Raw genomic sequence first — 25,986 nt, 5'->3', positions numbered from 1 at the left:
GGCCTGCTCCCCAAATCCCTAGCCGTCGAAACGCGTCGCCCTCATGGTCAATGTTCCATATTTGGTCGGCACCGACAGAAAGACTGGAGCATATACATTCAAGATTGCAGATTTCGCAAACCAGATTTCAATGCCCTTCAACTTGCGGACATATTCGATATCGCTGTGGTTCTTCCTGTATCCGGAGCGGGGAATATATCGCAGGCTGCATTTGATGACTGATCCTGAAAAACCATGCGTGCGGAATTGGTCCGTCCCTTTGGCTTCCAGCATCAGATCCAGTCTCGCCTCGCCATCATAGACCTGGATCTTCGCCCTGCAGGGATCGGAATCGGCAGGAGAAATAAAGGCAGCAATCGGATCGGTCACCGCTTTGAGATGCTCGGGCCTGATTTCGATCCAGTTCTTGCGGCGGCTCTCTTTTGGTTTCGGTTCGATAATGGAGGAAACGACATTGCCATTCTTGAAAGAGGTGTCGAACAGCCGGTTGCGCTTGCCATAGCGATACCGGAAGAAAAAGCGCTGCGGCTTCAACTGGCCATTCTGCAACGTTCCAACCGATCGCATCTGTGCCTTCGTGCTGGTGATGACATTGGCGATGCCTGTCGAATGGATCTGTGCCTCGATCTCATAGTCGTCGGAATGTTTGACGGCCTGGAAAACGGCACTCGCCAGAGGAAGCCCGGACAATGCGATCGTGTAGTCGGTTCGGTTCCGCGCTTCGTCGGCAAAAGCCGATAGCCCGCTAAAGGCTAGGATCAGCAGGGATGATAAGACAGGTGCTATTGGCCGCATTCGATTACCTCTGGTGCAATCTATCGAATTCTGATGGCAAATTGAGGTGAAAATTGCCTCTGACAGCACATTTTTCGTTCGGAAAAGCCGATTTCAAGACGCCCGGATTTCCGGCGAGGATAAATGCAATCAAAAAAAGAATAAGGGAGAATTCATTCAACCCTGAAGAGGAAATATGCGGTAGCCATATTGGAAGGGTTGCTCCAGATCGTAGATTTAGCAAATAAAAACAAAAGCTTTCAATGGAGCGGACGAGCGCTTCTAAAAAACGCGTCCGCATGCATCCCGTTCTTCACTGGTGATAAAAACTCCGTATCAAGTCAAGGGTGCAACCTGGAGGATTATTAGGCGATAATAATATTATTTCCAATTTTAAGTAATTCTTGGATGCTCGTTCTAGCCCTCTGATATATTTAAGATTTTTCTCCAGTTTACGAAAAATAAACGGCAATACTGCTCTACTTTGAGAACGAACGACATTTTCTATCGAAGAATTGGTCAGACGTTATTACTTAAAACAATAATCGCGGTGAATGATTGCGCCGACAAAGCGGAGGGGGCCATGGCTCACGAGGTGCAAGTCGACAATAGCCAGGAGCCGGATTTATACCGGCGTATATTTGAAGAACTTTCCGAGGCAATCATTGGCACGGATGTCTCAGGAACCATCGTTTTTTGCAACAAGGCATCGGAAGTGATTTTCGGCTGGAAGCCGGAAGAACTGATCGGGCAAAAGATCGAAAAGCTCATACCCCAGCGTTATCGCGCCGCGCATGGTGGCCATATGGCCAAGTTCAAGAAAAACAATGTCCGCTCGAAATATATGGGCAAGGCGGTCGCTTCGGTTACCGGAATGCATCGTGACGGCCATGAAATCGACCTTGGCACCACGATAATGCAAATGACCTGTAACGATGGAAAGAAGGTCTTTGTCGCCGCTGTGCGCGATATCTCCCTTCGCATGCAATATATGCAGCAGGTCGAAAAATACGCCAACACCGACCCGCTTACCGGCCTCTCAAACCGTCGCTATTTCTTCGAAGAGCTCAAAGCGCTGATTGAAAATCCCGGAGCCGGTGAGACCCGTGTCTGGCTTGGTCTCTTTGATCTGGATGGCTTCAAGGCAGTCAATGATATCTATGGCCATCAAGCCGGCGATCTCCTGTTGCAGAACGTCGCCAGACGCATCGCGATTTCGTTGCCGGAGCATTGTCTCCTCGCCCGTCTCGGCGGCGACGAATTTGCCGTTGCCGTACCGGGTCCGGCCACAGCCAGCGATATCGATGAGCTTGGCCACCGTATCATCGCGGCACTGCGCCAGCCCTATGAGATCGACGGCTCCCAGATCGCAGTCGGTGCATCTGGCGGTTTTGCCCACTATCCCGACATGGCGACGACCGTTTCCGCCCTGTATGAACGAGCCGACTATTCGCTCTACGTCGTCAAACATGCCCGCAGCGGCGGCATCAATGTCTTCAATAGTGGCTTTCAGTCCCTGATCGAGCAGAAGTCGCGCATGGAATACTGCCTGCGCAAGGGCGATCTCGCAAACGAGCTTTATCTCGAATTCCAGCCGATCATGGATCTGGCCACCAATCGCATCAGCCATTTCGAGGCTTTGGCGCGCTGGGCCAATCCGGAACTCGGGTTGGTGTCGCCCGCCCAATTCGTACCGCTGGCCGAACGGTGTGGTAAAATCCATGAAATCACCCGCATCCTGTTCCAGAAGGCGCTTGATGAGGCGGCCACCTGGCCGGAGGATGTGTCGCTGTCCTTCAATCTCTCCGCCCAGGATATTCTGTCGCGCGACAGTGTTTTTGCGCTTCTGCGCATGATCATGCGCTCCGGCCTCTCGCCAGCGCGGATCGAATTCGAGATCACCGAAACCTCGATCCTGACCGATTTCGACCAGGCCGATCTCGCTCTCCGTAATCTCGCCGCTGCCGGCTGCCGGATTGCGCTCGACGATTTCGGCAGCGGCTATTCCAGCTACGGCTATATGGATCGGCTCATGCTGCACAAGATCAAGATGGATCGCAGCTTCGTCTCGCGGCTCAATACCGGGCCGAAGGCGCTGAAAGTCATCAAGGCCATTGCCGATTTTGCCGCCAGTCTCGAGCTTGACTGCGTTGCAGAGGGCGTTGAGACGCTCAACGAACTCGAATTGATCCGGTCGCTCGATATCCCGCATGCACAGGGCTATATCTTCAGCCGGCCGGTGGACGCCGCGAAGGTCCCTGACCTGTTGCAGATCCATAACGGTTTCGATGCCGCATCCAACGAAGACCTTCGTCGCGACCGCAAGGCTTGACGGTACGGAAAAGCGCTATCGTTCCGAAAATGGATGGCATTTTTTAATGTCTAGTAATTTGGTAGACTAAATTTTCTTATCCTTCCAGCGCAGCCGTGGCATCCTTGTTTTCAGAATTGGTTGTCAAACGCGTTGCCCGAGAAGGAGTCCTGTGATGCCGACACGCCTGCTCGTACCGGGTTTCCAGGGTTCCGGCCCCGGCCATTGGCAATATTGCTGGGAGAAAGATGATCCGGATTCAATCCGGGTCAATCAGCAGGATTGGGACAGGCCTAATCGGGCCCAATGGCTCGATCGCCTCATCGAGAGTCTCAAGAGCCATCCCGGTGCCACGCTTGTCGCCCATAGTCTGGGTGCGGTCCTCGTGGCCGAGCTCGCGACACATCCAGCCCGCCACCTTGTCGGGGCTGCCTTGCTGGTCGCGCCCTGCAATCTTTCGCTGGCTAATCAATTGCATCCGGGGAAGATTGAATTCGGTCCGATGCCGGAGGCCCGGCTGCCCTTTCCCACGGTCCTGGTCGCCAGTCACAATGATCCCTACATGCGTTTTGACGATGCCGAGCGCTACGCGACCCTGTGGGGCAGCGATCTCAAGGACATTGGCCATGCGGGCCATATCAATATAGCCAGCGGATTCGGGCGGTGGTCCGAAGGCCCGGTACTGGCCTCCAGTCTCGAGCAGAGAACCCGCAAGGGTTCCAGCTTAAGCATCTCCGCACCCCTCGCAAACGCTGCATCTCTGCCGGTCGCCGCCACGGGGCGAATGTGTCGCTGAACAAGCGATCATTCCTCCAATCCAGTGGCATCTGCAATCCGGAGAAAGACGATGCAGAAACAGGTAATCGAATTTGGCGGCCTGCCCGTCGGAATTGTCGTGCCCGCGAGCGGCCAGCTCCGCTTCATGGCCGTGAAATTCCATGTGATGGATCTCGACGGCCAGCTGTTTGCGTCTCCGGCTGCGGTCCGTAATGCAATCGGCTCCATGTTGTCGCAGCGACAGCTGGTGGCCTGATGAAAGAAAGCCTCGGATCCGCTACCGAGCCCCCATGCCATAACCTCCGAGGAAGGAGGCGAGATTGTCGCCCAAGGCATCGCACAGATAGCCGCCCTCCTGGATGATCGCGGCGGGCAGGCCAATGCGTGCGATCCGCTCGCCGATACGGGCGAATCCTTCGGTCGAAACGGAGAGGCCACCAAATGGGTCGCCTTCGAACGCATCGAGACCCAGTGCGATGACCAGGGCATCGGGAGCATAGGCCTCGATCCGGCGGATGCCGGCTTCGAGCGCTTCGAGGAATGCTTCATCGGCCGATTTGCGCGGCAGCGGTAGGTTCAGATTGTAGCCAAGCCCGGCACCTTCGCCGCGTTCATCGGCGTGGCCCCAGAAGAACGGGTAGAAACGCACCGGATCGGCATGGATCGACACCGTCAGCACATCATTGCGGCCGTAGAAAATGCCCTGGGTACCGTTGCCATGATGGAGATCGACATCGAGGATTGCCACCCGGCTCGCGCCTTCCAGAAGGTGCTGGGCCGCAATCGCGCTGTTGTTGAGGAAGCAGAATCCACCTGCCACATCGGCAAACGCATGATGGCCCGGCGGGCGGCAGAGCGCATAGGCAGCACTTGCGCCATCGAGCAGGCTCGTTGCGGCTTCCACCGCCGACCAGGCGCTCCAGCATGCACTATCCCAGGTGTCTGCCGAAATCGGGCAGGCCGTATCAGCCATGTGGTAGCCGGCCTGACCAACCGCCGAAGCGGGGTAACGGCCCTGGCGTGCCAGCGGGTGAATATTCGGGATCACCTCTTCGGATGCGCCGTCGATCCGTTGCCAGCGCGAAAAGATACCCTGCAGGAACTCGATATATTCCGGCGTATGGACCGCGGCGATCGGCTCAAGACCAAACTCGCGCGGCTTGATGATTTCGCATCCGGCCCGGACGGCACCGTCGCGAAGCCGCTCGATCCGCTCCGGTTTCTCCGGATTGGGTTGCGGCGCGCCGCTGGAGAGGAACATTTTGGGATCATGTTTGCGCTGCTCGTCGGCCAGATAGGCTTTCATCTCTCTTGCTCTCTGCTGAATTCAATTGTTTTGCCGGCTTCGGCCAGGGCTTCGAAGGACGCATCGTAAGCCGCATGAATCTTTTCCGTCTCGCGATGCGTCAATCCGTTGCTTCGGTAAAAAGCCTGCGCCCCGGGATTATCGGCGTCGACCGAAAGCCTGAGATAGCGGCCACCTTGCTCTTTGACGCTTCTCGCCGTCGCCCAAAGCAGCGCCTGACCTATGCCTGCACCCCGGAACTGGGGCTCGACGACAATATCCTGGATGTAGGCGCCGGCGGTGCCGCGCCAGGTCGAAAAGCTTTTGAAATAGAGGCATAGACCGGCAAAGGCGCCATCCATTTCGGCGATCAGCACCTTGAAGGCTGGCTCGTCACCGAACCCGTGGCGCCTGATATCCTCGACCGTCGAGGTGATCTTGTCTTCCTCGCCCAGATGTTCGGCAATCCGCCGAATGCCGGAATGGATCCGTTCCGCATCCTCTGCAGATGCCGGCCGGATCCGGAGCGAAGACGCTGCGGCTCTGACCATCAGAAATCCACCTCGTCCTTGCCCTTGAGATCCAGCATCGCGCGGGCTTCGTCCGGTGTCGCGATATCGAGCGACAGTCCTTCGAGAATGGAGCGGATGCGGCTGACCTGTTCGGCATTGGACCGGGCAAGCGTGCCCCGGTCGAGAAAGAGATTGTCCTCGAGCCCCACCCGCACATTGCCGCCGAGCGTCGCACCCATCGTGGCAAGCGGCATTTGCTGGCGTCCGGCGGCCAGAACCGAGAACAGATAGTCATCGCCGAACAGTTTGTCGGCAATGCGCTTCATATGGATGAGATTGTCCGCGTCAGCACCGATGCCGCCGAGAATGCCCATGACGAACTGGATGAAGAAGGGTCCCTTGACCAGCCCGCGATCGACGAAATGCTTGAGCGTATAGAGATGGCCGACATCGTAGCATTCGAACTCGAAACGCGTGCCGCAATCACGGCCGAGCCGCAAGAGAATATCCTCGATATCGGCAAAGGTGTTGCGGAAAATGGTGGAGCGGGTTGCTTCGAGCAGTTTGGGTTCCCACTCATGCCGCCATTCCATGCCGTCCCGCATGAGCGGATAGATGCCGAAATTCATCGAGCCCATGTTGAGCGAGCACATTTCAGGCTTTGTCCGCAAGGCAGGGGCCAGACGGTCATCGAGGCTCATCACGGACGAGCCGCCGGTAGAAATGTTGATGATGCCATCCGAAGCCTGCCGTATGGACGGGAGAAAGCGAAGAAACACTTCGGGGTCGGCACTTGGACGCCCGTTTTCTGGATCGCGGGCGTGCAGATGAAGAATGGCGGCACCGGCTTCCGCTGCTTCGATCGCCTGGCGTGCGATATCCTCGGGCCGATAGGGAAGGTAGGGGCTCATCGATGGCGTGTGCACCGAGCCTGTGATGGCACAGCTGATGATCACCTTGCGTTTGGCCATGAATATTCCCCCAACTTCAGCTTCGGCGCGTGCAGCACCGATAGCGCCAACGAAGGGTCTGCGTCCAGCCATCCGCAGCACCTATTGTCGGAGTCCGGGCCACGATCGGGCAGATGTAGCCGAGCTGTAACAAAACTGTCATGGAACTGTAATATTGGAGTTCTACAGGGACGGCGACGTAGCGAACGTCTCAATTTCCGAACGGGAGAAATCCAATGAAATTCGCAAAGACCACCGTGGCAGCGCTTGTCGCTTCCGTAGCATTCGCCGGCGCTGCAGCTGCCGCCGACCAGATCCACATCGCCGGTTCCTCGACCGTGCTTCCCTACGCCAAGATCGTTGCGGAAAACTTCGCCGAGACCTATCCGGATTTCAAGGCTCCGGTCGTTGAATCGGGTGGCACGGGCGCTGGCCTCAAGGAATTCTGCAAGGGTGCAGGTCCGGAAACCATCGACATTGCCAATGCTTCGCGCAAGATCAAGGATTCCGAACTGGAAACCTGCAAGTCGAATGGCGTGACCGATATCACCGAAGTCAAGATCGGCTATGACGGCATCGTCTTCGCTCTCGACAAGTCTGCTCCGGATCTCGCTCTGACCCCGACCGACGTTTACCTGGCTCTCGCTGCCGAAGTTCCGGTTGATGGCAAGATGGTTGCCAACCCGAACACCAAGTGGAAGGCTGTCAACGCGTCCTTCTCCGACACCGACATCCAGGCTTTCATCCCGGGCGAAAAGCACGGCACCCGCGAAGTGTTCGAGGAAAAGCTCCTCGTTGCTGGCTGCAAGGCCACCGGCGCGCTTGAACTGATGGTCAAGGGCGGCATGGAAGAAAAGGCTGCCGAGAAGGCCTGCAAGGCCGTTCGCAAGGATGGCAAGGCTGTCGATATCGACGGCGATTACTCCGAAACCCTGGCCCGTATCGACGCCAACAAGACCGCCGTCGGCGTCTTCGGCCTCTCCTTCTATGAAAACAATGCCGACAAGCTGAAGGTCTCGACCGTCAACGGCGTCGTTCCTACGGTTGAATCGGTTGCCAAGGGCGAGTATCCGGTTTCGCGTCCGCTGTTCTTCTATGTCAAGAAGGCTCACCTCGAAGCCGTTCCGGGTCTCAAGGAATATGTCGAGTTCTTCACCGGCGACCAGATGATCGGTCCGGAAGGCCCGCTGGCCGAATATGGCCTGATCCCGGCTCCGGATGCCGAGCGTGAAGCTGTTCGCGCTGCCGTTTCCAGCTGGAAGAACATGTAATCATAGCGGCACCGGCGGACACTCCCGCCGGTGCCATCATGTTTGCACCGACAGTGCCGGCCCGCCGGATAGGATCGAAAATGGGTACTTCCGTATTTCTGCTGATCATTGTTCTGATCGGCGTTGCTGCTTACGTGTTGGGACGGTCCCGCGCGATTGCGGTTGCCGCCGGTGATGAATCGAAGCTCCATTCGCGGCCGGGCTATTTCGGCTCATATTCCGCCATTCTATCGTTGCTGCCTGCTCTGCTGGTGCTTGTCATCGGCATGGCGATCGGTTCCGAGCTCGTGGATCGTTCCCTGCGCAATGCGCTGCCGGCCGACGTTCTTTCCAAGCCGGTCGAAGAACAGAATGTCATTTTCCACATGATCCAGGGCATGTCCGGTGGCATCGAAAAGATGACGACGGAAGAAAAGGCCACCGCCAAGGCGGATATCAGCACGCTGAAGGCCATTCTCGGGTCCAAGGGCGTTCCGCTCGCCAGAGAGCCCGAACCCTTCATGGTAGATGCGGCCGAAATCTATTCTTCGAACGCGAGCAACGTCCGTCTTTCGGTGGGCATTCTCTCGGTCGCGGTCGCGCTGCTGGGGATGTTTTTCGCGCTTTCTCGGGTTTCGCTGACCTTCCGTGCCCGCAACCGGGTCGAGCATGTCGTGCTCGCCGGTCTGATCATTTCCTCCACCATTGCCATCCTGACCACCGTCGGCATCATCGGTTCCCTTATCTCCGAGACTGTGCGCTTCTTTGCCGTCGTGCCGCCGCTTGATTTCTTCTTCGGAACCGTCTGGGATCCGCGCTTCTCGGCTGCAGGCGACGCCAATGCGCACGGCCAGTTCGGCCTCATTCCGCTGCTTCTCGGAACGGTCTATATCGCGCTTGTGGCGATGCTCATTGCGACGCCGATCGGCCTCTTTGCCGCCATCTACATGTCGGAATATGCATCCAGCCGTATCCGTTCCATCGTAAAGCCGCTGCTTGAGGTTCTGGCCGGTATTCCGACCATCGTCTACGGCTTCTTCGCGCTGATCACGATCGGTCCGTTCTTCCGTGATTTCTCGGCCCAGCTCTGGGGCGCGCTGACCGGAAACTATACCAATTTCATCGAAGCGCAGAGCGTACTGACAGCCGGCTTTGTCATGTCGATCCGCCTCATCCCCTTCGTCTCGTCGCTGTCGGATGACATTATCACCGCCGTGCCGCGGGCCATGCGCGATGGTTCGCTCGGACTGGGAGCCACGCGGTCGGAAACCATGAAGCGGGTGCTTTTGCCAGCCGCGCTTCCGGGGATTGTCGGCGCCCTGCTTCTGACCGCCTCGCGTGCGATTGGCGAAACCATGATCGTTGTTCTGGCCGCTGGCGTTGCCGCAAACCTGCAGTTTTCGCCCTTCCAGCCGATGACAACCATTACCGTCAAGATCGTCAACCAGTTGACGGGCGACCTTGAGTTCAATTCGCCGCAGACCTTGGTGGCCTTCGCGCTCGGCATCACGCTCTTCGTGATCACCCTCATCCTCAATGTCTATGCGCTCTACATCGTCCGCAAGTACCGGGAGCAGTACGAATGACCGACGCCGTTCTCAACCCCGCCCTCGGCACGTCGCTGTCGGGCCGCCGCGATATCGGACTGGCCAAGCGCCGCGCTGCTGAACGTCGGTTCCGCATCTATGGTGTCACCGCGATCGTTCTGGGTATCCTCTTCCTGATCATGCTGCTCGTCAGCATCGTATCGAAGGGATACACATCCTTCTTTCAGACGATGATCACCGTGCCGGTGGAACTGTCGGAAACCGTCATCGATCCGTCGAACAAGCGCGCCACCGATCCGACGGTGCTCGTAACGGCCAATTATCCGGTCATCGCCCGTAATGCGGTCGCCCAGGCCCTTGGCATCGAAAAAACCGACAAGGCGGCCATGAAGGCGATCAAGGACGTGGTCTCGGATAGCGTCCGCGTCAAGCTGCGCGATCTTGTCGCTGCCGATCCGGCCCTGATTGGAAAAACAGTCCCTGTCACCTTCCTCGCCTCCGCCAACATCGATTCCGCCTATAAGGGTCAGATCGACCTGACCGTTCCGGAAGCCGATCGCAAGGTGAAGGATGTCCAGCTCAAGATCATGAATGATCTGCATCAGAAGGGCATGCTTGGCCTGTCGTTCAATACGGATTTCTTCACGCTCGGCGCATCGTCGCGACCGGAGGCGGCTGGCCTTGGTGTTGCCATTCTCGGTTCGCTCTATACGATGCTGATCGTTCTGGCGCTTGCGCTGCCGATCGGGGTCGCGGCCTCGATCTATCTTGAGGAATATGCGCCGAAGAACCGCTGGACCGATGTCATCGAGGTCAATATCTCTAACCTCGCGGCTGTTCCCTCGATCGTCTATGGTCTTCTCGGCCTGTCGATCTTCATCAACTTCATGGGTCTGCCGCGCTCGGCTTCAATCGTCGGTGGTCTTGTGCTGGCCCTGATGACGCTGCCGACTATCATCATTGCCACCCGTGCCGCGCTCAAGGCCGTACCGCCCTCGATCCGCGATGCCGCTCTCGGCCTCGGTGCATCGAAAACGCAGACCGTGTTCCATCACGTCCTGCCGCTCGCCATGCCCGGCATTCTGACCGGCACGATCATTGGTCTCGCCAATGCGCTGGGCGAAACCGCGCCGCTGCTTCTGATCGGCATGGTCGCCTTCGTGGTCGATTATCCGACGACGCCCTTCGATCCGGCGACGGCGCTTCCGGTGCAGATCTACATGTGGGCGAACGAGGCTGAACGTGCATTCGTTGAACGGACCTCGGGTGCCATCATCATACTGCTCGTCTTCCTCATCATCATGAATCTCGGTGCAATCATGTTGCGCAGGCGGTTCGAACGCCGCTGGTAAGGAGCCATTCCCATGAATATGGTTACGGATATTGAAGTCGAAAAGGCGCTTGAAAAAACCATGACTGCAGTTCAGGACTACAAGATGATCGGCAAGGATGTTTCCGTCTATTACGGCGAGAAACGCGCTCTGTTCGATGTCAACCTCAACATCCGCAAGAACACGGTGACGGCGCTTATCGGCCCCTCGGGCTGCGGCAAATCCACCTTCCTGCGCTGCCTCAACCGCATGAACGACACGATCGACGGTTGCCGGGTGACCGGCAAGATCACCCTCGACACGGCTGATATCTACGATCCGAACCTCGATGTCGTGGAACTGCGCGCCCGCGTCGGCATGGTGTTCCAGAAGCCCAACCCCTTCCCGAAGTCGATCTACGAGAATGTCGCCTACGGCCCGAAGATCCATGGCCTGGCGCGCACCAAGGCGCAGATGGACGAGATCGTCGAAAAGAGCCTGCAGCGTGCCGGCCTCTGGAACGAAGTGAAGGATCGCCTCAACGAGCCGGGCACCGGTCTCTCGGGTGGTCAGCAGCAGCGCCTCTGCATTGCTCGCGCCGTGGCAGTGTCGCCGGAAGTCATCCTGATGGACGAGCCCTGCTCGGCGCTCGATCCGATCGCGACCGCCAAGGTCGAGGAACTGATCCACGAACTGCGTGCCAACTTCACCATCGTTATCGTGACCCACTCGATGCAGCAGGCCGCTCGCGTCTCGCAGCGCACGGCGATGTTCCACCTCGGCAACCTGGTGGAAGAAAACGACACCGACAAGATGTTCACCAATCCGGATGACCAGCGCACCCAGGATTACATCATGGGCCGTTTCGGCTGATTTGTTCAACGACGGTCAAACGTAATCCTGTGGAGGATAGACAATGGCAAATTCACATATCTACTCGCCCTTCGATGAAGAGCTGAAATATCTCGCCCGTCGTATCGCCGAAATGGGCGGCATGGCCGAACAGATGGTCTCCGATGCCGTGCGCGCGCTGGTCAATTCGGATTCTGCACTCGCCCAGCGGGTGATTTCGGAAGACGTTCTCATGGACGAGGCCGAGCGCGAAATCGGCGACAAGGCCATTCTGATGATAGCAAAGCGCCAGCCGGTCGCCTCCGACCTGCGCGAAGTGATCGGCTCGATCCGCATCGCGTCTGATCTCGAACGTGTCGGCGATCTCGGCAAGTCGAATGCCAAGCGCGTCATCGCTGTTCAGAATACCGGCGTGCCGCGTCCGCTCGCCCGTGGCATCGAACATCTTTCCGAACTGGCCCTGTTCCAGCTCAAGGAAGTGCTGGATGTGTTTTCCAATCGCTCGGCGGAGAAGGCGGAAGCCATTCGTCGTCGCGACGAGGAAATCGATGCGATGTACACCTCGCTGTTCCGCGAGCTTCTGACCTACATGATGGAAGATCCGCGCAACATCACATCCTGCACGCATCTTCTGTTCTGCGCCAAGAACATCGAGCGGATCGGCGATCACGCGACCAACATCGCAGAAACGATCTACTACATGTCGACGGGCGAAAACCCGACCGGTGAACGTCCCAAGGACGACAATACCGCTTCGGTAATCCAGCCGGTCGACCAGGGATAAGATGCGGGCCGGATCCAGGATCCGGCTGATCGATGCATAAGGAGCATAGACATCCATGCAGCCGAGAATCATGGTTGTTGAAGATGAAGAGGCCCTGGGCACGTTGCTCAGCTACAATCTCGAGGCCGAAGGATACGACGTCGAGGTGATCACGCGCGGCGACGAGGCGGATATTCGCCTGCAGGAGCGTGTACCTGACCTTCTCATCCTCGACTGGATGCTGCCGGGCGTCTCGGGCATCGAGCTTTGCCGTCGCCTGCGGATGCGGTCGGAAACCGAACGGTTGCCGGTCATCATGCTCACCGCCCGCGGTGAAGAAAGCGAGCGCGTGCGTGGCCTCTCTACGGGTGCAGACGACTATGTCGTCAAGCCTTTCTCGACGCCGGAACTGATGGCGCGCGTCAAGGCCATGCTGCGTCGCGTACGGCCATCGACGATTTCCTCACTTCTCAAATGCGGCGATGTCGAACTCGACCGTGAGACCTATCGCGTGCATCGCCGCTCGCGGGAAGTCCGGCTCGGGCCGACGGAGTTCAAGCTGCTTGAATTCTTCATGTCGTCACCCGGTCGCGTCTTCTCCCGCTCGCAGCTTCTGGACGGCGTCTGGGGTCACGACATCTATGTCGATGAGCGTACGGTCGATGTGCATGTCGGCCGGTTGCGCAAGGCATTGAACCTGTCCAACATGCCCGATGTCATCCGCACGGTGCGCGGCGCCGGTTATGCGATGGAAGCCTGAAGGCTTTTCTCCTGATCAAAACGTACTTGAGCAAGCAGCCGGTTCATAGCCGGCTGTTTTGTTTTGGCAGTGTCATTGGCAGCCGAACGGCTGGTCCAGGCTCGTCGATAGCTTTTGAGCGCCGCTCGGCTCGATCGGACCGGTCGGTGACCGATTCTCGTTCCGGATCGCACAGCGTCGGTTTTCACCGAAATCGCCCCTGGGAAGCGTACGGTGCGCCTCACGCCCTTGACCGTGGATTACATCTGAAAATGCGTCTCCTGGCCCTCTGTGGGCTTTTCTGGGCGTTTCCATCGGTCTATTCGCTGTGCTCTCAGAGCTGATGTTGGGCCCGACCGGACAGCGATCGGGCGGAATCGATTGAATCGTCGCTTCAGGCGAAAAAAACGCAGCTTTTGCTTGACAGGCCGGCGCCGTCTGACTATTGAACCGCAACTTCAAGAACAGGCCAGCTGCATGCGGGCCCCTTTTCGGGCCTGTTTTCGCGTGGTGCGGCCACAGTAGAAATGGGTGATAACATGTCCCGTTGTTGCGAATTGACCGGCAAGGCCGTCCAGTCGGGCCACAATGTAAGCCATGCGAACAACAAGACCAAGCGTCGGTTCCTGCCGAACCTCTGCAACGTCACGCTGATCTCCGATGCTCTCGGCCAGCGTTTCCGTCTTCGCGTCTCGGCTGCGGCACTGCGTTCGGTCGAACATCGCGGTGGTCTTGATGCGTTCCTCGCGAAGGCTGACGAAAACGAACTGTCGGTTCGCGCTCGCCTGCTGAAGCGTCAGATCGCCAAGAAGATCGCTGCCTGATCAAGGCATGCATGAATTTTGAAAAAGGCTTGGTCGAGTGCGACCAGGCCTTTTTCCTTTGACCGGGCCGACCCGGCCCCGACATTCCTCTAACTGGTGGCATCACCCAGGATAAAAAAATGCGATCACTTCGTGATACGTTTCTCTATGTCGCGCTGATGACAGCTGTCATCGTCGCCTCCAACTACCTCGTCCAGTTTCCGGTCAATGCGACTGTCGGCGCCATCAATCTCGCCGATTTGCTGACCTGGGGTGCATTCACCTATCCTGTTGTCTTTCTGATCACCGATCTGACCAATCGCGAATTCGGTCCGAACCGGGCCCGCATCGTGGTGGCGGTCGGCTTTGTGATTGCGATCGCAATTTCGGCTTACACTTCGGCACCGCGCATCGCCATTGCCTCGGGTTCGGCCTTCCTGTTCGGCCAGATGCTCGATATCTCGGTGTTCAACAGCTTGCGCCGCCAGTCCTGGTGGCGGGCGCCACTGATCGCCTCGGTTTTAGGCTCGCTGCTCGATACGGCGATGTTCTTCAGCTTTGCCTTTGCGCCGGCCTTTTCTTTCTTCGGCCCGAACGACGATTTCGCCATCGAATGGGCGCCGGTGCTCGGTGTGTTTTCGACCGAATTGCCGCGCTGGATTTCCTGGGCCCTGGGTGATCTTTCGGTCAAGATCGCGGCGGCGCTTCTGCTGCTTCTGCCTTATGGCGCGCTGATGAGCGTCATCAAGCCGATGCCGGATCTTGCAAAGACCCGGTGATCGGCTTGACGAAGGCTCAGGTTTTCACGGGAATGCGGTTTTCGAAATAGCGGAACACCGCCACCAGAATCGCTGTCAGGACGAGATAGATGAGCGCCAGCAGCAGCAGGGGCTCATAGGTCAAGAACGTGTTCTGACGCACCTTCGAAATCACGCCATAGACATCCACCACGGTAATGGTGGCGACCAGCGGTGTCGATTTCAGCTGCAGCACCGTTTCACCATTCAGCGTCGGCAATACGCGCTGGACGGCGCGCGGCAACCAGATGCGGCGGAACATCGTCGATCGACCCATGCCATAGGCCTTGGCGGCCTCAAGCTCGCCGCGGGGTACGCCCTTGAAGGCGCCGCGCATGACCTCGCCCTCGTAGGCCGCAAACGAGATCATCAGGCTCAGGAAGCCGTAAGGCCAGGCCTGCCGCAGATAGGGCCAGAGGAAAGAGGACTTGATTTCGGGATACTGGGCGAAGATGGAGCCGAGGCCGTAATAGAGAAGCCAGAGCTGCAGCAGAAGCGGCGTGCCGCGAATGATGCCGCAGAAGCCGGAGGCAAGCCAGGCCAGCGGCTTGGGGCCGGTGACCTGAACCAGCCCGAGTCCGATCGCAAAGATCATGCCGACGAACGCACTGGAGAACAGCATGGCCAGGCTCCGACCGACGCCGGCGATAAGCTGCCCCTGATAGTCGACCAGCCAGTCCCAGCGCATCGTCGTCGCGACAAGAACGATCAATCCGGCGAAGATCAACGCCAGAACGATTCGGTGCGGCATCAGCCAGCTGGCGCCGCCATTCCTTTTGTCCGTGTTGGGAACCGCATCAGCCATCAGACGGGCCCCGCAATGCCGCGCCGGGCGCGATGTTCGAGAACCCGGATGACAAGTCCCGAGACGAGCGAAAGCGCAAGATAGAGGGCGCCAGCAGCGAGATAGAAGGTCATGTAGGCCTTGGTGGCGCCGGCCGCCTGCCGGGTTGCGAGCGTCAGCTCGGTAAATCCGACGACAGCGAGCAGGGCCGTGTCCTTGGTGGCGATCAGCCAGAGATTTCCAAGCCCGGGCAGGGCATGCGGCAGCATGGCGGGTATGGTGATGCGGCGGAAGATCATGAAGGGGCTCATGCCATAGGCGCGACCCGCTTCGATCTGGCCGATCGGTACGGCTTTGATGGCACCGCGGATGACTTCGGTCGTATAGGCGCCCTGCACCACGCCGATCACCACGATCCCCGCCAGCAGCCCCGAAATATCCATCGGTTCGTGGCCGAAAAATGCCAGGATCTGGTTCACCAGATCGGTGCCGGCATAATAGAGCAGCAGGATCAGAACCAGTTCAGGAACCGCACGAACCAGCGTCGTATAGATTTCCAAAAGATCGCGCAGGATCAGGCCGCCATAGAGCTTGCCGGCCGCGCCGAAGAGACCGATCAGCATCCCGAGCGAATAGCCGCCCACGGCAATATAGATCGAGTTGCGGAAACCCGCGAGCAGAACGCCACCCCAGCCTGGCGGTTCGAGCGCCAGAAGGCTGAGATCGGCAAGTGTCACCGGCACATAGGTCATGTGCTTGCCACCCACATTTCAGGAGAAAAGGTGGCGCCGGTTTGGCCGGCGCCGGCTCGCGCTCAATCGCCGTAGATGTTGAAGTCGAAGTACTTCTTCGAGAAGGTATCGTAGGTGCCGTTGGCGCGGATCGCCTTGATGGCCGCGTTGAGCTTTTCCTTCAGCGCGCCGTCTTCCTTGCGAACGCCGATCCCGACGCCCAGGCCGAGTACGGCCGGATCATCCTCGACATTGCCCTTGTGCTCGCAGCAGGCACCGGCTTCCGATTTCAGGAAGGCGTCGAGCGCGATCGCATCGGCCTGAACGGCGTCAACGCGTCCGGCAGCGAGATCCTGGTTGGCCTCGTCCTGGGTCTGGTATTCCTTGATTTCGGCCGCTTGCGTGAAATGCTTCTTGGCATAGTCGGCATGCACGGTGGAAACCTGAACGCCGATGATCTTGCCGGCAAGACCCGCCGGGGTGGCGTCCAGCTTGTCGGTCTTGTTGCCGATGATGCCGGTCGGCGTGTTGTAATATTTATCGGAGAAGTCGATGGTTTTCATCCGCTCTTCGGTGATCGACATCGAACCGATGATCACATCGATCTTCTTGCTGGTGAGCGCGGGAATGATGCCATCCCAGGCGACCGGCGTGATTACGCAATCGAGCTTGGCTTCCTTGCAGATGGCTTCCTGGAATTCGACTTCCCAGCCGACCCATTTGCCGGCGGCATCCATTGAGGTGAAGGGCGGGTAGGGTTCTGCTGCAAAACCGACCTTGATGGTTTCAGCCTGTGACTGGGCGGCTGCTGCCAAACCCATCACAGCGGCAATCGCCAGGACTTTGAGACCTTCTTTCATGATATTCCCCTTTGTTGTCCGTCAACTCGTCCATTTTGTTTTGTCTGGCTCGAGCGGTTTCAGTGAATCGAACTGATGAACTTTTTCAGCCGTTCGGATTTTGGATCGCCGAAAAGCTGTTCCGGCGGTCCTTCTTCTTCGATCTTTCCATTGTGCAGGAACACGACATGGCTCGCCACCGAACGGGCGAATTTCATCTCGTGGGTTACGAGAACCATCGTCCGCTTTTCGGCAGCGAGGTCGCCGATGACCGACAGAACCTCACCGACGAGTTCCGGATCGAGCGCCGAGGTTGGCTCATCGAACAGCATGGCGAGCGGATCGATTGCAAGCGCCCGCGCAATGGCTGCGCGTTGCTGCTGGCCGCCGGAGAGAAAGGCTGGATAGATGTCGCGCTTTTCAAACAGCCCCACCCGACGCAGAAGCGTCTCGGCCCGGGCGATTGCCTCGTCCCGGGAGATTCCAAGCACATGCACCGGCACTTCGATGACATTCTGCAGAACCGTCATATGTTGCCAGAGATTGAAGTTCTGGAAGACCATCGCCAGTTTCGAGCGAATACGCTGAACCTGCCTGCGGTTGGACGGAAGCAATCCGCCGCGACCGTCACCCTTCATCGCGATTGTTTCGCCATGCACCGAAATGGTGCCGGCGCTCGGAAGTTCGAGCATGTTGATACAGCGCAGAAAGGTGGATTTGCCGGATCCGGACCCACCGATCAGGGCAATGACATCGCCGCGCTTGGCGGTGATGGAAACACCCTTCAAAACTTCCAAAGGGCCAAATTTTTTATGCAGATCAATAACTTCGATGGCTTTCGCCGAATCGTCCATAGATACCGCCAATGCCGGGCAATCATTGCCCGCCTCTTCTGATTGCTGTTCCCCCAGCTTCTTTTTTGCAATCGGGCCGCTGGTCTCCCGTTGCTTGAATGCGGAGAGTAAAACACTTGTCCTAAAATTATTCAAGTGTATAATCACACCCATCGGAGAATGATCTTCCACTAAAATCGGCCGGAGTGAATGCATGAGCGCCTATGGATGCCAGGAAATGTCTGCCAAGCTGGAACGCGTGTTGATGCGCCGGCCGGGCGAAAGCCTGAAGGCGGCAGATCCGCAGAAATGGCATTATGGCCCGACCTTTGATGGCGCCCGTGCTGTCGAGCAATACAAGCATTTCGCCCAGCTGGTGCAAGCCGGCGGCGCAGAGATCCTCTGGCTCGAGGATTCCGGCGACGGACTGGCGGATGCGATGTTTACCCACGACCCGTCCCTGATGACGGAAAAGGGCGCCATTCTCCTGCGCATGGGCAAACCGCTTCGCCTTGCCGAAACCGCTCTGCATGAAGAGGCCTACAACAAGGCCGGCATTCCCATTCTTGGCCGCATCGTCGCGCCGGGAACCGTCGAAGGTGGAGACTGTGTCTGGGTTGACGCAAAGACGCTGGCCGTTGGCCGCGGTGTTCGCTCCAACCAGGCGGGTATCGAGCAACTGCAAGCCATTCTGGCGCCGCTCGGCGTATCGGTCCTCGGTTTCGACCTGCCGCTCTGGCAGGGTGAAGAAGCCTGCCTGCATCTGATGAGCGTGATTTCGCCGCTGGCTTCGGACCTCGCGCTGGTGCATGCGCCGCTCCTGCCGGCCGCCTTCTACATGCTGTTGCGCGACAAGGGCATCCGCATGATTGTTGCGCCGCCCGAGGAATTTGCCGCGTCCAACGGCCTCAATCTGAATGTCCTCCCGCTTTCGCCGCGCAAGGTGATCATGGTCGATGGCTTCCCGGCCACCCGCAAAGCCATGGAAGAGGCCGGTTGCACCGTCGAGACCTTTGCTGCCGATGCGCTCTGCATCGCCTGTGAAGGCGGCCCGACCTGCCTCACCCGACCCATTCTCCGGGGAGCGGCATGACGCGTCGACCGTTTCGACATGAGAGCGAAGATGTCCGGCGGCAGGATCTGATCGCGGCCACGCTCGATTGCATCGCCGACTATGGAATTCAGGGTGCGACGGTCCGGCAGATTGCCGAGCGGGCAGGCGTGACGCCGGGCCTCATCCGGCACTATTTCGTCAGCAAGGAGCGCATGTTCCAGACGGCCTATCGCGAGATCATGAACACGATGTTCGAGACTGCGAGCAAGGCATCGGAAGAGCATGGCAGCGATGCGATCGGCAGGCTCAAGGTCTTCGTTCTTGCGAATTTCCGGCCGCCGATCATCGATCCGCGCATGCTGTCGCTCTGGGCGACCTTCATCTCGCAGATCGGAGTGGATCCCGAACTGGCCTCCATTCATCGCGAAGGCTATCTGGCGTTCCGCGATCGGCTGGAAACATTGTTGCAGGATGTTCTGACCGAAGCCGGCCGCAAGCCGAACCAGGATGATTGCCGCCGCATGGCCATTGCCATCAATGGCATGATCGACGGTCTGTGGCTGGAAGGATGCATGGCGGGCAGCCTGTTCCGCGAACAGGAGCTCGGCGACATTGCGCTGGCCTCCGTCGCCACCCTCCTGGGAATCGATTTCGACAAGGCATCATGAATGGGGTTCGCAAAAGCGGCCGCAGGGAAGGAATGGACATGCGTTACGCATCGATCACAGACAGATTGTCCGGCCTCGGCTCGGGAAAATGGGCGCTCCATATCGAGGCACGGGCCATGGCCCAGCGTGGCGAGCCGGTGATCGAGCTCACCATCGGTGAACCGGATCTTCCGCCGGATCGCCGCCTGCTCGATGCCTGTTCGGCGGCCATGTATGCCGGTCGCATTCGCTATTCGAACGGGCGCGGTGAACCTTCCGTGGTCGCAGCTCTCGTCGACAAATATCGCCGTCGCCGCGAGGATGTTACCGCCTCGAACATTCTCTGCTTTCCCGGCACCCAGACAGCACTCTTCGGCGTCATGTTGGGTCTGGTCGAGGCGGGTGATGACGTTCTGGTCGGCGATCCGCTCTATGCCACTTACGAAGGGGTGATCGCTTCGACAGGCGCCAAGCTGGTTCCCGTGCCGCTGCGCCCCGAAAATCGTTTTCACCTGCAGGCAAAAGACCTCGAGGCCGTAATCACGCCCAATGCGCGGGTTCTCCTGCTCAACAATCCGCACAATCCATCCGGTGCCGTGCTTGACGCGGACGAGATTGCCGAAATTGCCGAAGTCTGCCGGCGTCACGATCTCTGGATTGTTTGCGACGAGGTCTATGAAGAGCTGATCTTCGACAAGGAATTTGCCTCGCCTTTCGATATGCCGGCCTATGCCGAACGGACCGTGGTCGTCTCATCGATTTCCAAATCGCATGCGGCACCGGGTTTCCGCTCGGGCTGGGCGGCAGGTCCGGTGGAATTCTGCGATCGCCTGCTGCCGGTCAGTGAAACGATGCTGTTCGGCGTCCAGCCATTCATTGCCGACATGACGGCGATGGCGGTGTCTGAGGATTTTGATACGTCGGCCAGGATGCGCGCGAGCTATCGCAAGAGGGCCGATCTGGTGCGGCAGCATCTGAGCGGATCGAACATGCTGAAACCGATGATGCCCGAAGGCGGCATGTTCATCCTCATCGATGTCAGCGGTACCGGTCTCACCGGCGAGGCCTTCGCGCTCAGGCTTCTGCATGAGAAGAAGGTGGCCGTCATGCCGGGCTCCTCCTTCGGCGAGCAGGCCCGCAACTTCATTCGTGTATCCCTGACTGTGCCGGAAGATCGTCTCGAAACCGCCATGGATCGCGTCGCCGAACTTGGCCGCGAAATCGCTGGCCCAGCCCGACGGATCGCCTGACAAAGAGGCCGTTTGCAGCGTGTTCACCGGCGCTTCGCGTTAAGCGCCGGGCAAACTATTTCCTGTATTTCCATTCCGAGCCAAGGTATAGGCCGGTGCCGGCAAATGGGCCAGAGGAATGGATCGATGCAGCAAAAACCGATGCAGGCGGAACGTGCGACCGCTGGCTATCCGGAAATCCTCGATGTGACAGCCCTCTCCGATTCGGTGGAGAAAATTGCGCACGACAATCGCAGCAAGCCCGAAGACGGTCGCGCGGCGATACTGGCGCTGTTCAAGCAGGTCAACCAGGATGGTCGTGACAAGGCGCGCGCGATCCTGAACGAAGACGGTTCCGGCATGGGCTGCGCGCGGCGGATTTCGTGGCTGCAGGACCAGCTCCTTATCCAGGCTTACCGTTACGCCACGCAGTACATGTATCCCAAGGCTGCAGCCGATATTGCCGTAACCTCCGTGGGTGGCTACGGACGCGGGACGCTGGCGCCCGGTTCGGATATCGACCTGCTTTTCCTCTTGCCCGGCAAGCAGGGAGCCGGCACCCAGAAGATCATCGAATTCGTGCTCTATCTCCTGTGGGACATGGGCCAGAAGGTTGGCCATGCCACGCGCACGGTTGAAGAGTGCATCCGCCTTTCCAGGACCGATATCACTATCCGCACCGCCATTCTGGAGACCCGCTTCATCTGCGGTAACGAAGCATTGGAGCGGGAGCTGGTCGCGCGGTTCGACAAGGAAATCGTTCGCATCACCGGACCGGAATTCATCGCCGCAAAGCTCGCCGAGCGTGATGATCGCCATCAGCGCTCCGGCAACACGCGCTATCTGGTCGAGCCCAACGTTAAGGAAGGCAAGGGCGGTATCCGCGACCTCCATACGCTGTTCTGGATCACGAAGTATTTTTATCGCGTCACCGATACTGCCGACCTGGTGAAGCTCGGCGTCATGTCCAGATCCGAATATGCGCTGTTCCAGAAATCGGAAGATTTTCTCTGGGCCGTGCGTTGCCATCTGCATTTCGTCACCGGCAAGGCGGAGGACCGGCTGTCCTTCGACAATCAGCGTGAAGTCGCTGATGCACTCGGTTATCAGCCGCGTCCGGGCCTGTCGGCGGTCGAACGGTTCATGAAGCATTACTTCCTTGTCGCCAAGGATGTCGGTGATCTGACCCGCATTCTCTGCGCCGCGCTCGAGGAGCAGCAGGTCAAGGAAATCCCGGGCATTGGCGGCATGTTCTCCCGCTTCTCCAACCGGCGCCGCAAGATTGCCGGTACGCAGGATTTTGTCGAGGACAAGGGCCGGATCGATGTCGCCGACGCCGAGGTCTTCAAACGCGATCCGGTCAATTTTATCCGCTTCTTTCATTTTGCCGACGTGCGGAATCTTGAACTGCATCCCAATGCGCTGAAGTCGCTGACGCGCTCGCTTTCCCGCATTGACGATGCCCTGCGCGACAATGAGGAGGCCAACCGGCTCTTTCTCGATATCCTGACTTCGCGGCGCGATCCCGCTCTCATCCTCAGGCGTATGAATGAGGCGGGTGTGCTCGGCCGTTTCATTCCCGAATTCGGCAAGATCGTCTCGATGATGCAGTTCTCGATGTATCATCACTATACCGTGGACGAACATCTGATCCGCTCGGTCGAAGCCCTGTCGAACATCGAGAAGGGAACCGAGGCCGAGGCGCATCCGCTGGCCGATTCGCTCATTCGCACCATCGAGGACCGTCAGGTTCTCTATGTTGCGATGCTGCTGCACGACATCGCCAAAGGCCGGCCGGAAGATCATTCGATTGCCGGGGCCAAGGTTGCACGCAAGCTCTGCCCGCGTTTCGGCCTGACGGCCAAGCAGACCGATACCGTCGCCTGGCTGATCGAGGAACATCTGACCATGTCGATGGTCGCCCAGACCCGCGATCTCAACGACTGGAAGACGATTTCCGATTTTGCGAGCCGTGTCCAGTCCATGGAACGGTTGAAGCTGCTGGTCATCCTGACGGTCTGCGATATCCGCGCCGTCGGTCCCGGTGTCTGGAACGGCTGGAAAGGCCAGCTTATCCGCATGCTTTATTACGAAACCGAGCTGCATCTCGCGGGCGGTTTCTCCGAAATCAGCCGCACCGAACGCGTCAAGGTGGCGCGTGACCGGTTGGCTGCAGCTCTCTCGGATTGGCCGGAGCAGGAGCGCATGGCCTATGTGCGGATGCACTACAACCCTTATCTTCTGTCGGTACCGATCGAGGATCAGGTTCGCCACACCCAGTTCATCCGCGAGGCCGATCGCGATGGCAAGGTGCTCGCAACCATGGTCCGCACCGATTCCTTCCGGGCCATTACGGAAATCACCGTCCTGGCTCCCGATCATCCGCGCCTTCTGGCCGTCATTGCCGGTTGCTGTGCCGCTGCCGGTGGCAACATCGTCAATGCGCAGATCTTCACCACCGCCTTTGGACGCGCGCTCGATACGATCCATATTTCGCGCCAGTTCAAGGATGATGAAGACGAGACCCGGCGCGCAGCCACCATTTCGAAAACCATCGAGGATGTGCTCTCGGGCAAGCGGCGCCTGCCGGAGGTGATTGCCACCCGCACCAAGGGCAAGAAGAAGGACAAGACCTTCGTCATCTCGCCCACGGTCACCATTTCCAACATGCTGTCCAACCGCTTCTCGGTCATCGAGGTGGAATGCCTTGATCGGCCCGGCCTGCTTTCCGACATTACCTCCATGCTGGCGGATCTGTCGCTCGATATTGCCTCGGCGCTCATCACCACTTTCGGCGAAAAGGTCATCGACACATTCTATGTCACTGACCTGACCGGCGAGAAGATCACCACCGACAACCGCCAGGCGCTGATCGCGGCGCGGCTCAAGTCGGTGATTTCCGAGGAGTTGGACGATCAGAAGCCACGGGTGGCACCCGGTGTGGTGGCGCCGTTGCCGCCCAAGGGGGTCGTGGTCAAGACGCCGGTGTCGGACAAATGAGCATCGTCAAGAAGTTCATCACCGTCGGCGGAGCAACGCTCGGCAGCCGTGTCATGGGTTTTGCGCGCGAAACGCTGATGGCGGCCGCCCTTGGCACCGGTCCGATGGCGGACGCGTTTTACGCCGCCTTCCGTTTCCCCAACCTGTTCCGGCGCCTCTTTGCCGAGGGCGCCTTCAACGCCGCCTTCGTGCCGCTGTTCGCGAAGGAAATCGAAGGTGGTGGCAAGGAGGCGGCCAAGCGCTTTTCCGAAGAGGTGTTCGGGGTTCTCTTCACCGTCCTGCTCCTGATCACCATCGTCATGGAACTGGCGATGCCACTGATCGTGCGGACGATCATCGCGCCGGGTTTCGAGGTCGGTTCGGAGAAATATGACGTCACCGTCAAACTCGCGATCGTGATGTTTCCCTATCTGATGTGCATGTCGCTGACGGCCATGCTGTCGGGCATGCTCAATTCGCTGCATCATTATTTTGCGGCAGCCATTGCCCCGATCTTCCTCAATATCATGATGATCGGCGCGCTTGGTTATGGTCTCTGGACCGGCGCCGATCCTTTGACGACGGCCTGGTACCTCTCCTGGGGCGTGCTGGGAGCGGGCCTTTTGCAGATGGGCGTGCTCTATGCCGGCGTACTCCATGCGGGCATGTCGATCCGCTTTCGGCGTCCGCGCATGACGGAGAATGTCAAGCGCCTGCTGGTCCTCGCCGTTCCGGCGGCGGTTACAGGCGGTATCACCCAGATCAACCAGATTATCGGCCAGATGATCGCCTCCACCAAGGAAGGCGCAATCTCGGCGTTGCAATATGCCGATCGCATCTATCAGCTGCCGCTGGGGGTAGTCGGGATCGCTGTCGGCGTGGTTCTCCTGCCAGAACTTGCGCGCGCTCTGCGCGGCGGGCATCTGCGCGAAGCCTCCAACCTGCAGAACCGCTCGATGGAATTCGTGCTGTTCCTCACCTTGCCGGCGGCCGCCGCGATCTGGGTGCTCTCGGACGAAATCATCCGTGTGGTCTATGAGCGCGGCGCCTTCAACCCGGGCATGACGGCAACGGTCGCATCGATCCTCGCCATCTACGGCCTCGGCCTGCCGGGTTTCGTGATGATCAAGGCGCTTAACCCGGGCTTTTTCGCCCGCGAGGATACCAAGACGCCGATGCGCTTCACCATGGCGTCGGTTGCCGTCAACTGTGCGCTGGCTGTTTCGCTGTTTCCGTTCTTTGCCGAACGCGGCATTGCCACCGCAGAAGTGGTGTCCGGCTGGCTGACGACGGTTCTGCTGTTCGCCACGCTCGTCAGGCGCGGTCATTTCGAAGTCGAACGCGCGCTCGTCTGGCGGCTGGTCCGGCTGGTGATCGCAGCTGGCATCATGGCGGCAGTGCTGGAATATGCCTCGATTTACACGGCGCCCTATATCCGGCCCGAATCGGGCCTGCTCGAACAGGTCGGCGCCGTCTTTGCGCTGATCGGCCTGGCGATGATCGTCTATTTCGGCGTTGCCTTTGCCATCGGCGGCGCGAGCCTCGGCATGATCCGCCGCAACATCAAGCGCGGCGCAGCGCCCGCGGCAAAAAGCGAGGACGCCCCATGAGCCAGTCGGTTGCAACGGTCACGCTCGTGGTTCCAGATTACGATGCAGGTATCGTTTTCTATCGCGACCGGCTCGGTTTCGAACTCGTGGCCGACAGCGATCTCGGCGACGGCAAGCGCTGGGTGCTGGTCCGTCCTGCGGGCGGCAAGGGTGCCGCACTCCTGCTCGCCAGGGCGGATGGGGAGGATCAGGAGCGTGCGATCGGCAACCAGACCGGCGGGCGTGTTTCCTTCTTTCTCGAGACGAATGATTTCGCGCGCGATCATGCGCTCTATAGCGCGCGCGGGGTAGCATTTCTCGAGGAGCCCCGGCACGAAGCCTATGGCACCGTCGCCGTCTTTCAGGATGACTTCGGCAATCGGTGGGATCTGATCGAGCCCAAGGGTTGAGATTGGAAAGATGATTTCCTCAGATCTGTGGTGAGAACACCCCTCCCCAACCCCTCCCTACGAGGGGGAGGGGCTAGTTCGTTGCGCCGTTCGCATTCAAACTCCTAGGCCGTGTGAGCCGAAGCGTCGTTTTGGTCGCTATGCGAGCTCCGGATTAAGCCCTCCCCCTTGTGGGGAGGGTTTGGGAGGGGCTACTCCCAGCAGGGCTCTATACCTCTTGA

The 25,986-nt window shown here is 58.9% G+C and carries 25 protein-coding genes; 17 read left to right on the top strand and 8 right to left on the bottom strand.

Going from position 1 to position 25,986, the window contains the following annotated elements; translation table 11 throughout:
- Window positions 1-18 precede the first annotated feature (18 nt).
- Window positions 19-864, bottom strand: a complete 846-nt coding sequence (locus Q4481_RS20295; RefSeq protein WP_304378218.1) for a DUF3108 domain-containing protein — start codon at window positions 862-864, stop codon at window positions 19-21.
- Between the two features lie 493 nt (window positions 865-1,357).
- On the opposite strand from Q4481_RS20295, the gene Q4481_RS20290 reads away from it, so the two are divergent.
- From Q4481_RS20290 to Q4481_RS20280, 3 genes are all read left to right on the top strand, one after another.
- On the top strand, window positions 1,358-3,106 hold the full coding sequence (locus tag Q4481_RS20290; protein ID WP_304378217.1) for a sensor domain-containing protein: 1,749 nt from the start codon (window positions 1,358-1,360) through the stop codon (window positions 3,104-3,106).
- Between the two features lie 154 nt (window positions 3,107-3,260).
- Complete coding sequence (locus Q4481_RS20285) at window positions 3,261-3,881, top strand: RBBP9/YdeN family alpha/beta hydrolase (RefSeq protein ID WP_304378216.1); 621 nt, start codon at window positions 3,261-3,263, stop codon at window positions 3,879-3,881.
- Window positions 3,882-3,932: 51 nt separating this feature from the next.
- Window positions 3,933-4,118, top strand: a complete 186-nt coding sequence (locus Q4481_RS20280; RefSeq protein ID WP_304378215.1) for a hypothetical protein — start codon at window positions 3,933-3,935, stop codon at window positions 4,116-4,118.
- 21 nt (window positions 4,119-4,139) lie between these two features.
- Here the strand turns inward: Q4481_RS20280 and Q4481_RS20275 are convergent, their stop codons facing one another.
- Genes Q4481_RS20275 through kce form a run of 3 tightly spaced genes read right to left on the bottom strand, consistent with a single transcriptional unit; the run spans window position 4,140 to window position 6,630 of the window.
- Window positions 4,140-5,168 (bottom strand): histone deacetylase family protein, encoded by a 1,029-nt coding sequence (locus Q4481_RS20275; protein ID WP_304378214.1) that lies wholly within the window; start codon window positions 5,166-5,168, stop codon window positions 4,140-4,142.
- Window positions 5,165-5,698, bottom strand: a complete 534-nt coding sequence (locus Q4481_RS20270; protein ID WP_304378213.1) for a GNAT family N-acetyltransferase — start codon at window positions 5,696-5,698, stop codon at window positions 5,165-5,167. Before Q4481_RS20270 ends, Q4481_RS20275 begins: the two co-directional genes overlap by 4 nt.
- Window positions 5,698-6,630 (bottom strand): 3,5-dioxohexanoate:acetyl-CoA acetone transferase, encoded by a 933-nt coding sequence (gene kce / locus Q4481_RS20265; RefSeq protein ID WP_304378212.1) that lies wholly within the window; start codon window positions 6,628-6,630, stop codon window positions 5,698-5,700. Before kce ends, Q4481_RS20270 begins: the two co-directional genes overlap by 1 nt.
- Window positions 6,631-6,845: 215 nt before the next feature.
- On the opposite strand from kce, the gene Q4481_RS20260 reads away from it, so the two are divergent.
- From Q4481_RS20260 to Q4481_RS20225, 8 genes are all read left to right on the top strand, one after another.
- On the top strand, window positions 6,846-7,880 hold the full coding sequence (locus Q4481_RS20260; protein ID WP_304378211.1) for a PstS family phosphate ABC transporter substrate-binding protein: 1,035 nt from the start codon (window positions 6,846-6,848) through the stop codon (window positions 7,878-7,880).
- 80 nt (window positions 7,881-7,960) lie between these two features.
- Window positions 7,961-9,445, top strand: coding sequence for a phosphate ABC transporter permease subunit PstC (gene pstC / locus Q4481_RS20255; protein ID WP_304378210.1), 1,485 nt, complete (start codon window positions 7,961-7,963; stop codon window positions 9,443-9,445).
- Window positions 9,442-10,758: a phosphate ABC transporter permease PstA gene (gene pstA, locus Q4481_RS20250; protein ID WP_304378209.1), complete on the top strand. Its 1,317-nt coding sequence runs from the start codon at window positions 9,442-9,444 to the stop codon at window positions 10,756-10,758. Before pstC ends, pstA begins: the two co-directional genes overlap by 4 nt.
- A 12-nt stretch (window positions 10,759-10,770) precedes the next feature.
- Window positions 10,771-11,589: a phosphate ABC transporter ATP-binding protein PstB gene (gene pstB, locus Q4481_RS20245; protein ID WP_304378208.1), complete on the top strand. Its 819-nt coding sequence runs from the start codon at window positions 10,771-10,773 to the stop codon at window positions 11,587-11,589.
- Between the two features lie 43 nt (window positions 11,590-11,632).
- On the top strand, window positions 11,633-12,352 hold the full coding sequence (gene phoU / locus Q4481_RS20240) for a phosphate signaling complex protein PhoU (RefSeq protein WP_304378207.1): 720 nt from the start codon (window positions 11,633-11,635) through the stop codon (window positions 12,350-12,352).
- A 55-nt stretch (window positions 12,353-12,407) separates the two neighbouring features.
- Window positions 12,408-13,091: a phosphate regulon transcriptional regulator PhoB gene (phoB, locus tag Q4481_RS20235; protein ID WP_304378206.1), complete on the top strand. Its 684-nt coding sequence runs from the start codon at window positions 12,408-12,410 to the stop codon at window positions 13,089-13,091.
- Between the two features lie 518 nt (window positions 13,092-13,609).
- Window positions 13,610-13,894 carry a 50S ribosomal protein L28 gene (gene rpmB / locus Q4481_RS20230; RefSeq protein ID WP_304378205.1) on the top strand — a complete coding sequence of 95 codons (285 nt, stop codon included), beginning with the start codon at window positions 13,610-13,612 and terminating at the stop codon, window positions 13,892-13,894.
- 119 nt (window positions 13,895-14,013) lie between these two features.
- Window positions 14,014-14,652 (top strand): VUT family protein, encoded by a 639-nt coding sequence (locus tag Q4481_RS20225; protein ID WP_304378204.1) that lies wholly within the window; start codon window positions 14,014-14,016, stop codon window positions 14,650-14,652.
- 16 nt (window positions 14,653-14,668) lie between these two features.
- Here Q4481_RS20225 and Q4481_RS20220 read toward each other — a convergent pair whose 3' ends face one another.
- The 4 genes from Q4481_RS20220 to Q4481_RS20205 form a co-directional block, all read right to left on the bottom strand.
- The gene (locus Q4481_RS20220) at window positions 14,669-15,475 is read right to left on the bottom strand and encodes an ABC transporter permease subunit (RefSeq protein WP_304378203.1); all 807 of its coding nucleotides are present in this window, start codon (window positions 15,473-15,475) and stop codon (window positions 14,669-14,671) included.
- A complete protein-coding gene (locus Q4481_RS20215) occupies window positions 15,475-16,206 on the bottom strand; it encodes an ABC transporter permease (protein ID WP_304378202.1) in 732 nt (243 codons plus the stop codon). The genes Q4481_RS20220 and Q4481_RS20215 overlap by 1 nt, the downstream gene beginning before the upstream one ends.
- Window positions 16,207-16,268: 62 nt before the next feature.
- Window positions 16,269-17,045, bottom strand: coding sequence for a transporter substrate-binding domain-containing protein (locus tag Q4481_RS20210; RefSeq protein ID WP_304378201.1), 777 nt, complete (start codon window positions 17,043-17,045; stop codon window positions 16,269-16,271).
- 59 nt (window positions 17,046-17,104) lie between these two features.
- Window positions 17,105-17,878: an ABC transporter ATP-binding protein gene (locus Q4481_RS20205; protein ID WP_304378200.1), complete on the bottom strand. Its 774-nt coding sequence runs from the start codon at window positions 17,876-17,878 to the stop codon at window positions 17,105-17,107.
- 193 nt (window positions 17,879-18,071) lie between these two features.
- On the opposite strand from Q4481_RS20205, the gene Q4481_RS20200 reads away from it, so the two are divergent.
- From Q4481_RS20200 to Q4481_RS20175, 6 genes are all read left to right on the top strand, one after another.
- Window positions 18,072-18,950, top strand: coding sequence for a dimethylarginine dimethylaminohydrolase family protein (locus Q4481_RS20200; protein WP_304378199.1), 879 nt, complete (start codon window positions 18,072-18,074; stop codon window positions 18,948-18,950).
- On the top strand, window positions 18,947-19,579 hold the full coding sequence (locus Q4481_RS20195) for a TetR family transcriptional regulator C-terminal domain-containing protein (protein ID WP_304378198.1): 633 nt from the start codon (window positions 18,947-18,949) through the stop codon (window positions 19,577-19,579). Before Q4481_RS20200 ends, Q4481_RS20195 begins: the two co-directional genes overlap by 4 nt.
- A gap of 38 nt (window positions 19,580-19,617) precedes the next feature.
- The gene (locus Q4481_RS20190) at window positions 19,618-20,808 is read left to right on the top strand and encodes a pyridoxal phosphate-dependent aminotransferase (RefSeq protein ID WP_304378197.1); all 1,191 of its coding nucleotides are present in this window, start codon (window positions 19,618-19,620) and stop codon (window positions 20,806-20,808) included.
- 126 nt (window positions 20,809-20,934) lie between these two features.
- Window positions 20,935-23,787, top strand: coding sequence for a [protein-PII] uridylyltransferase (locus tag Q4481_RS20185; protein WP_304378196.1), 2,853 nt, complete (start codon window positions 20,935-20,937; stop codon window positions 23,785-23,787).
- On the top strand, window positions 23,784-25,376 hold the full coding sequence (gene murJ / locus Q4481_RS20180) for a murein biosynthesis integral membrane protein MurJ (protein ID WP_304378195.1): 1,593 nt from the start codon (window positions 23,784-23,786) through the stop codon (window positions 25,374-25,376). The genes Q4481_RS20185 and murJ overlap by 4 nt, the downstream gene beginning before the upstream one ends.
- Window positions 25,373-25,765, top strand: coding sequence for a VOC family protein (locus Q4481_RS20175; protein ID WP_304378194.1), 393 nt, complete (start codon window positions 25,373-25,375; stop codon window positions 25,763-25,765). Before murJ ends, Q4481_RS20175 begins: the two co-directional genes overlap by 4 nt.
- Window positions 25,766-25,986 lie beyond the last annotated feature (221 nt).

The sequence above is a fragment of the Fluviirhizobium alvei genome (genome assembly GCF_030551875.1).
In the GTDB taxonomy this organism is placed as follows: Bacteria; Pseudomonadota; Alphaproteobacteria; order Rhizobiales; family Rhizobiaceae; genus Rhizobium_E; species Rhizobium_E alvei.
Note: the sequence above shows the minus strand (reverse complement) of the source record. Positions and strands in the feature narration are given on the sequence as shown.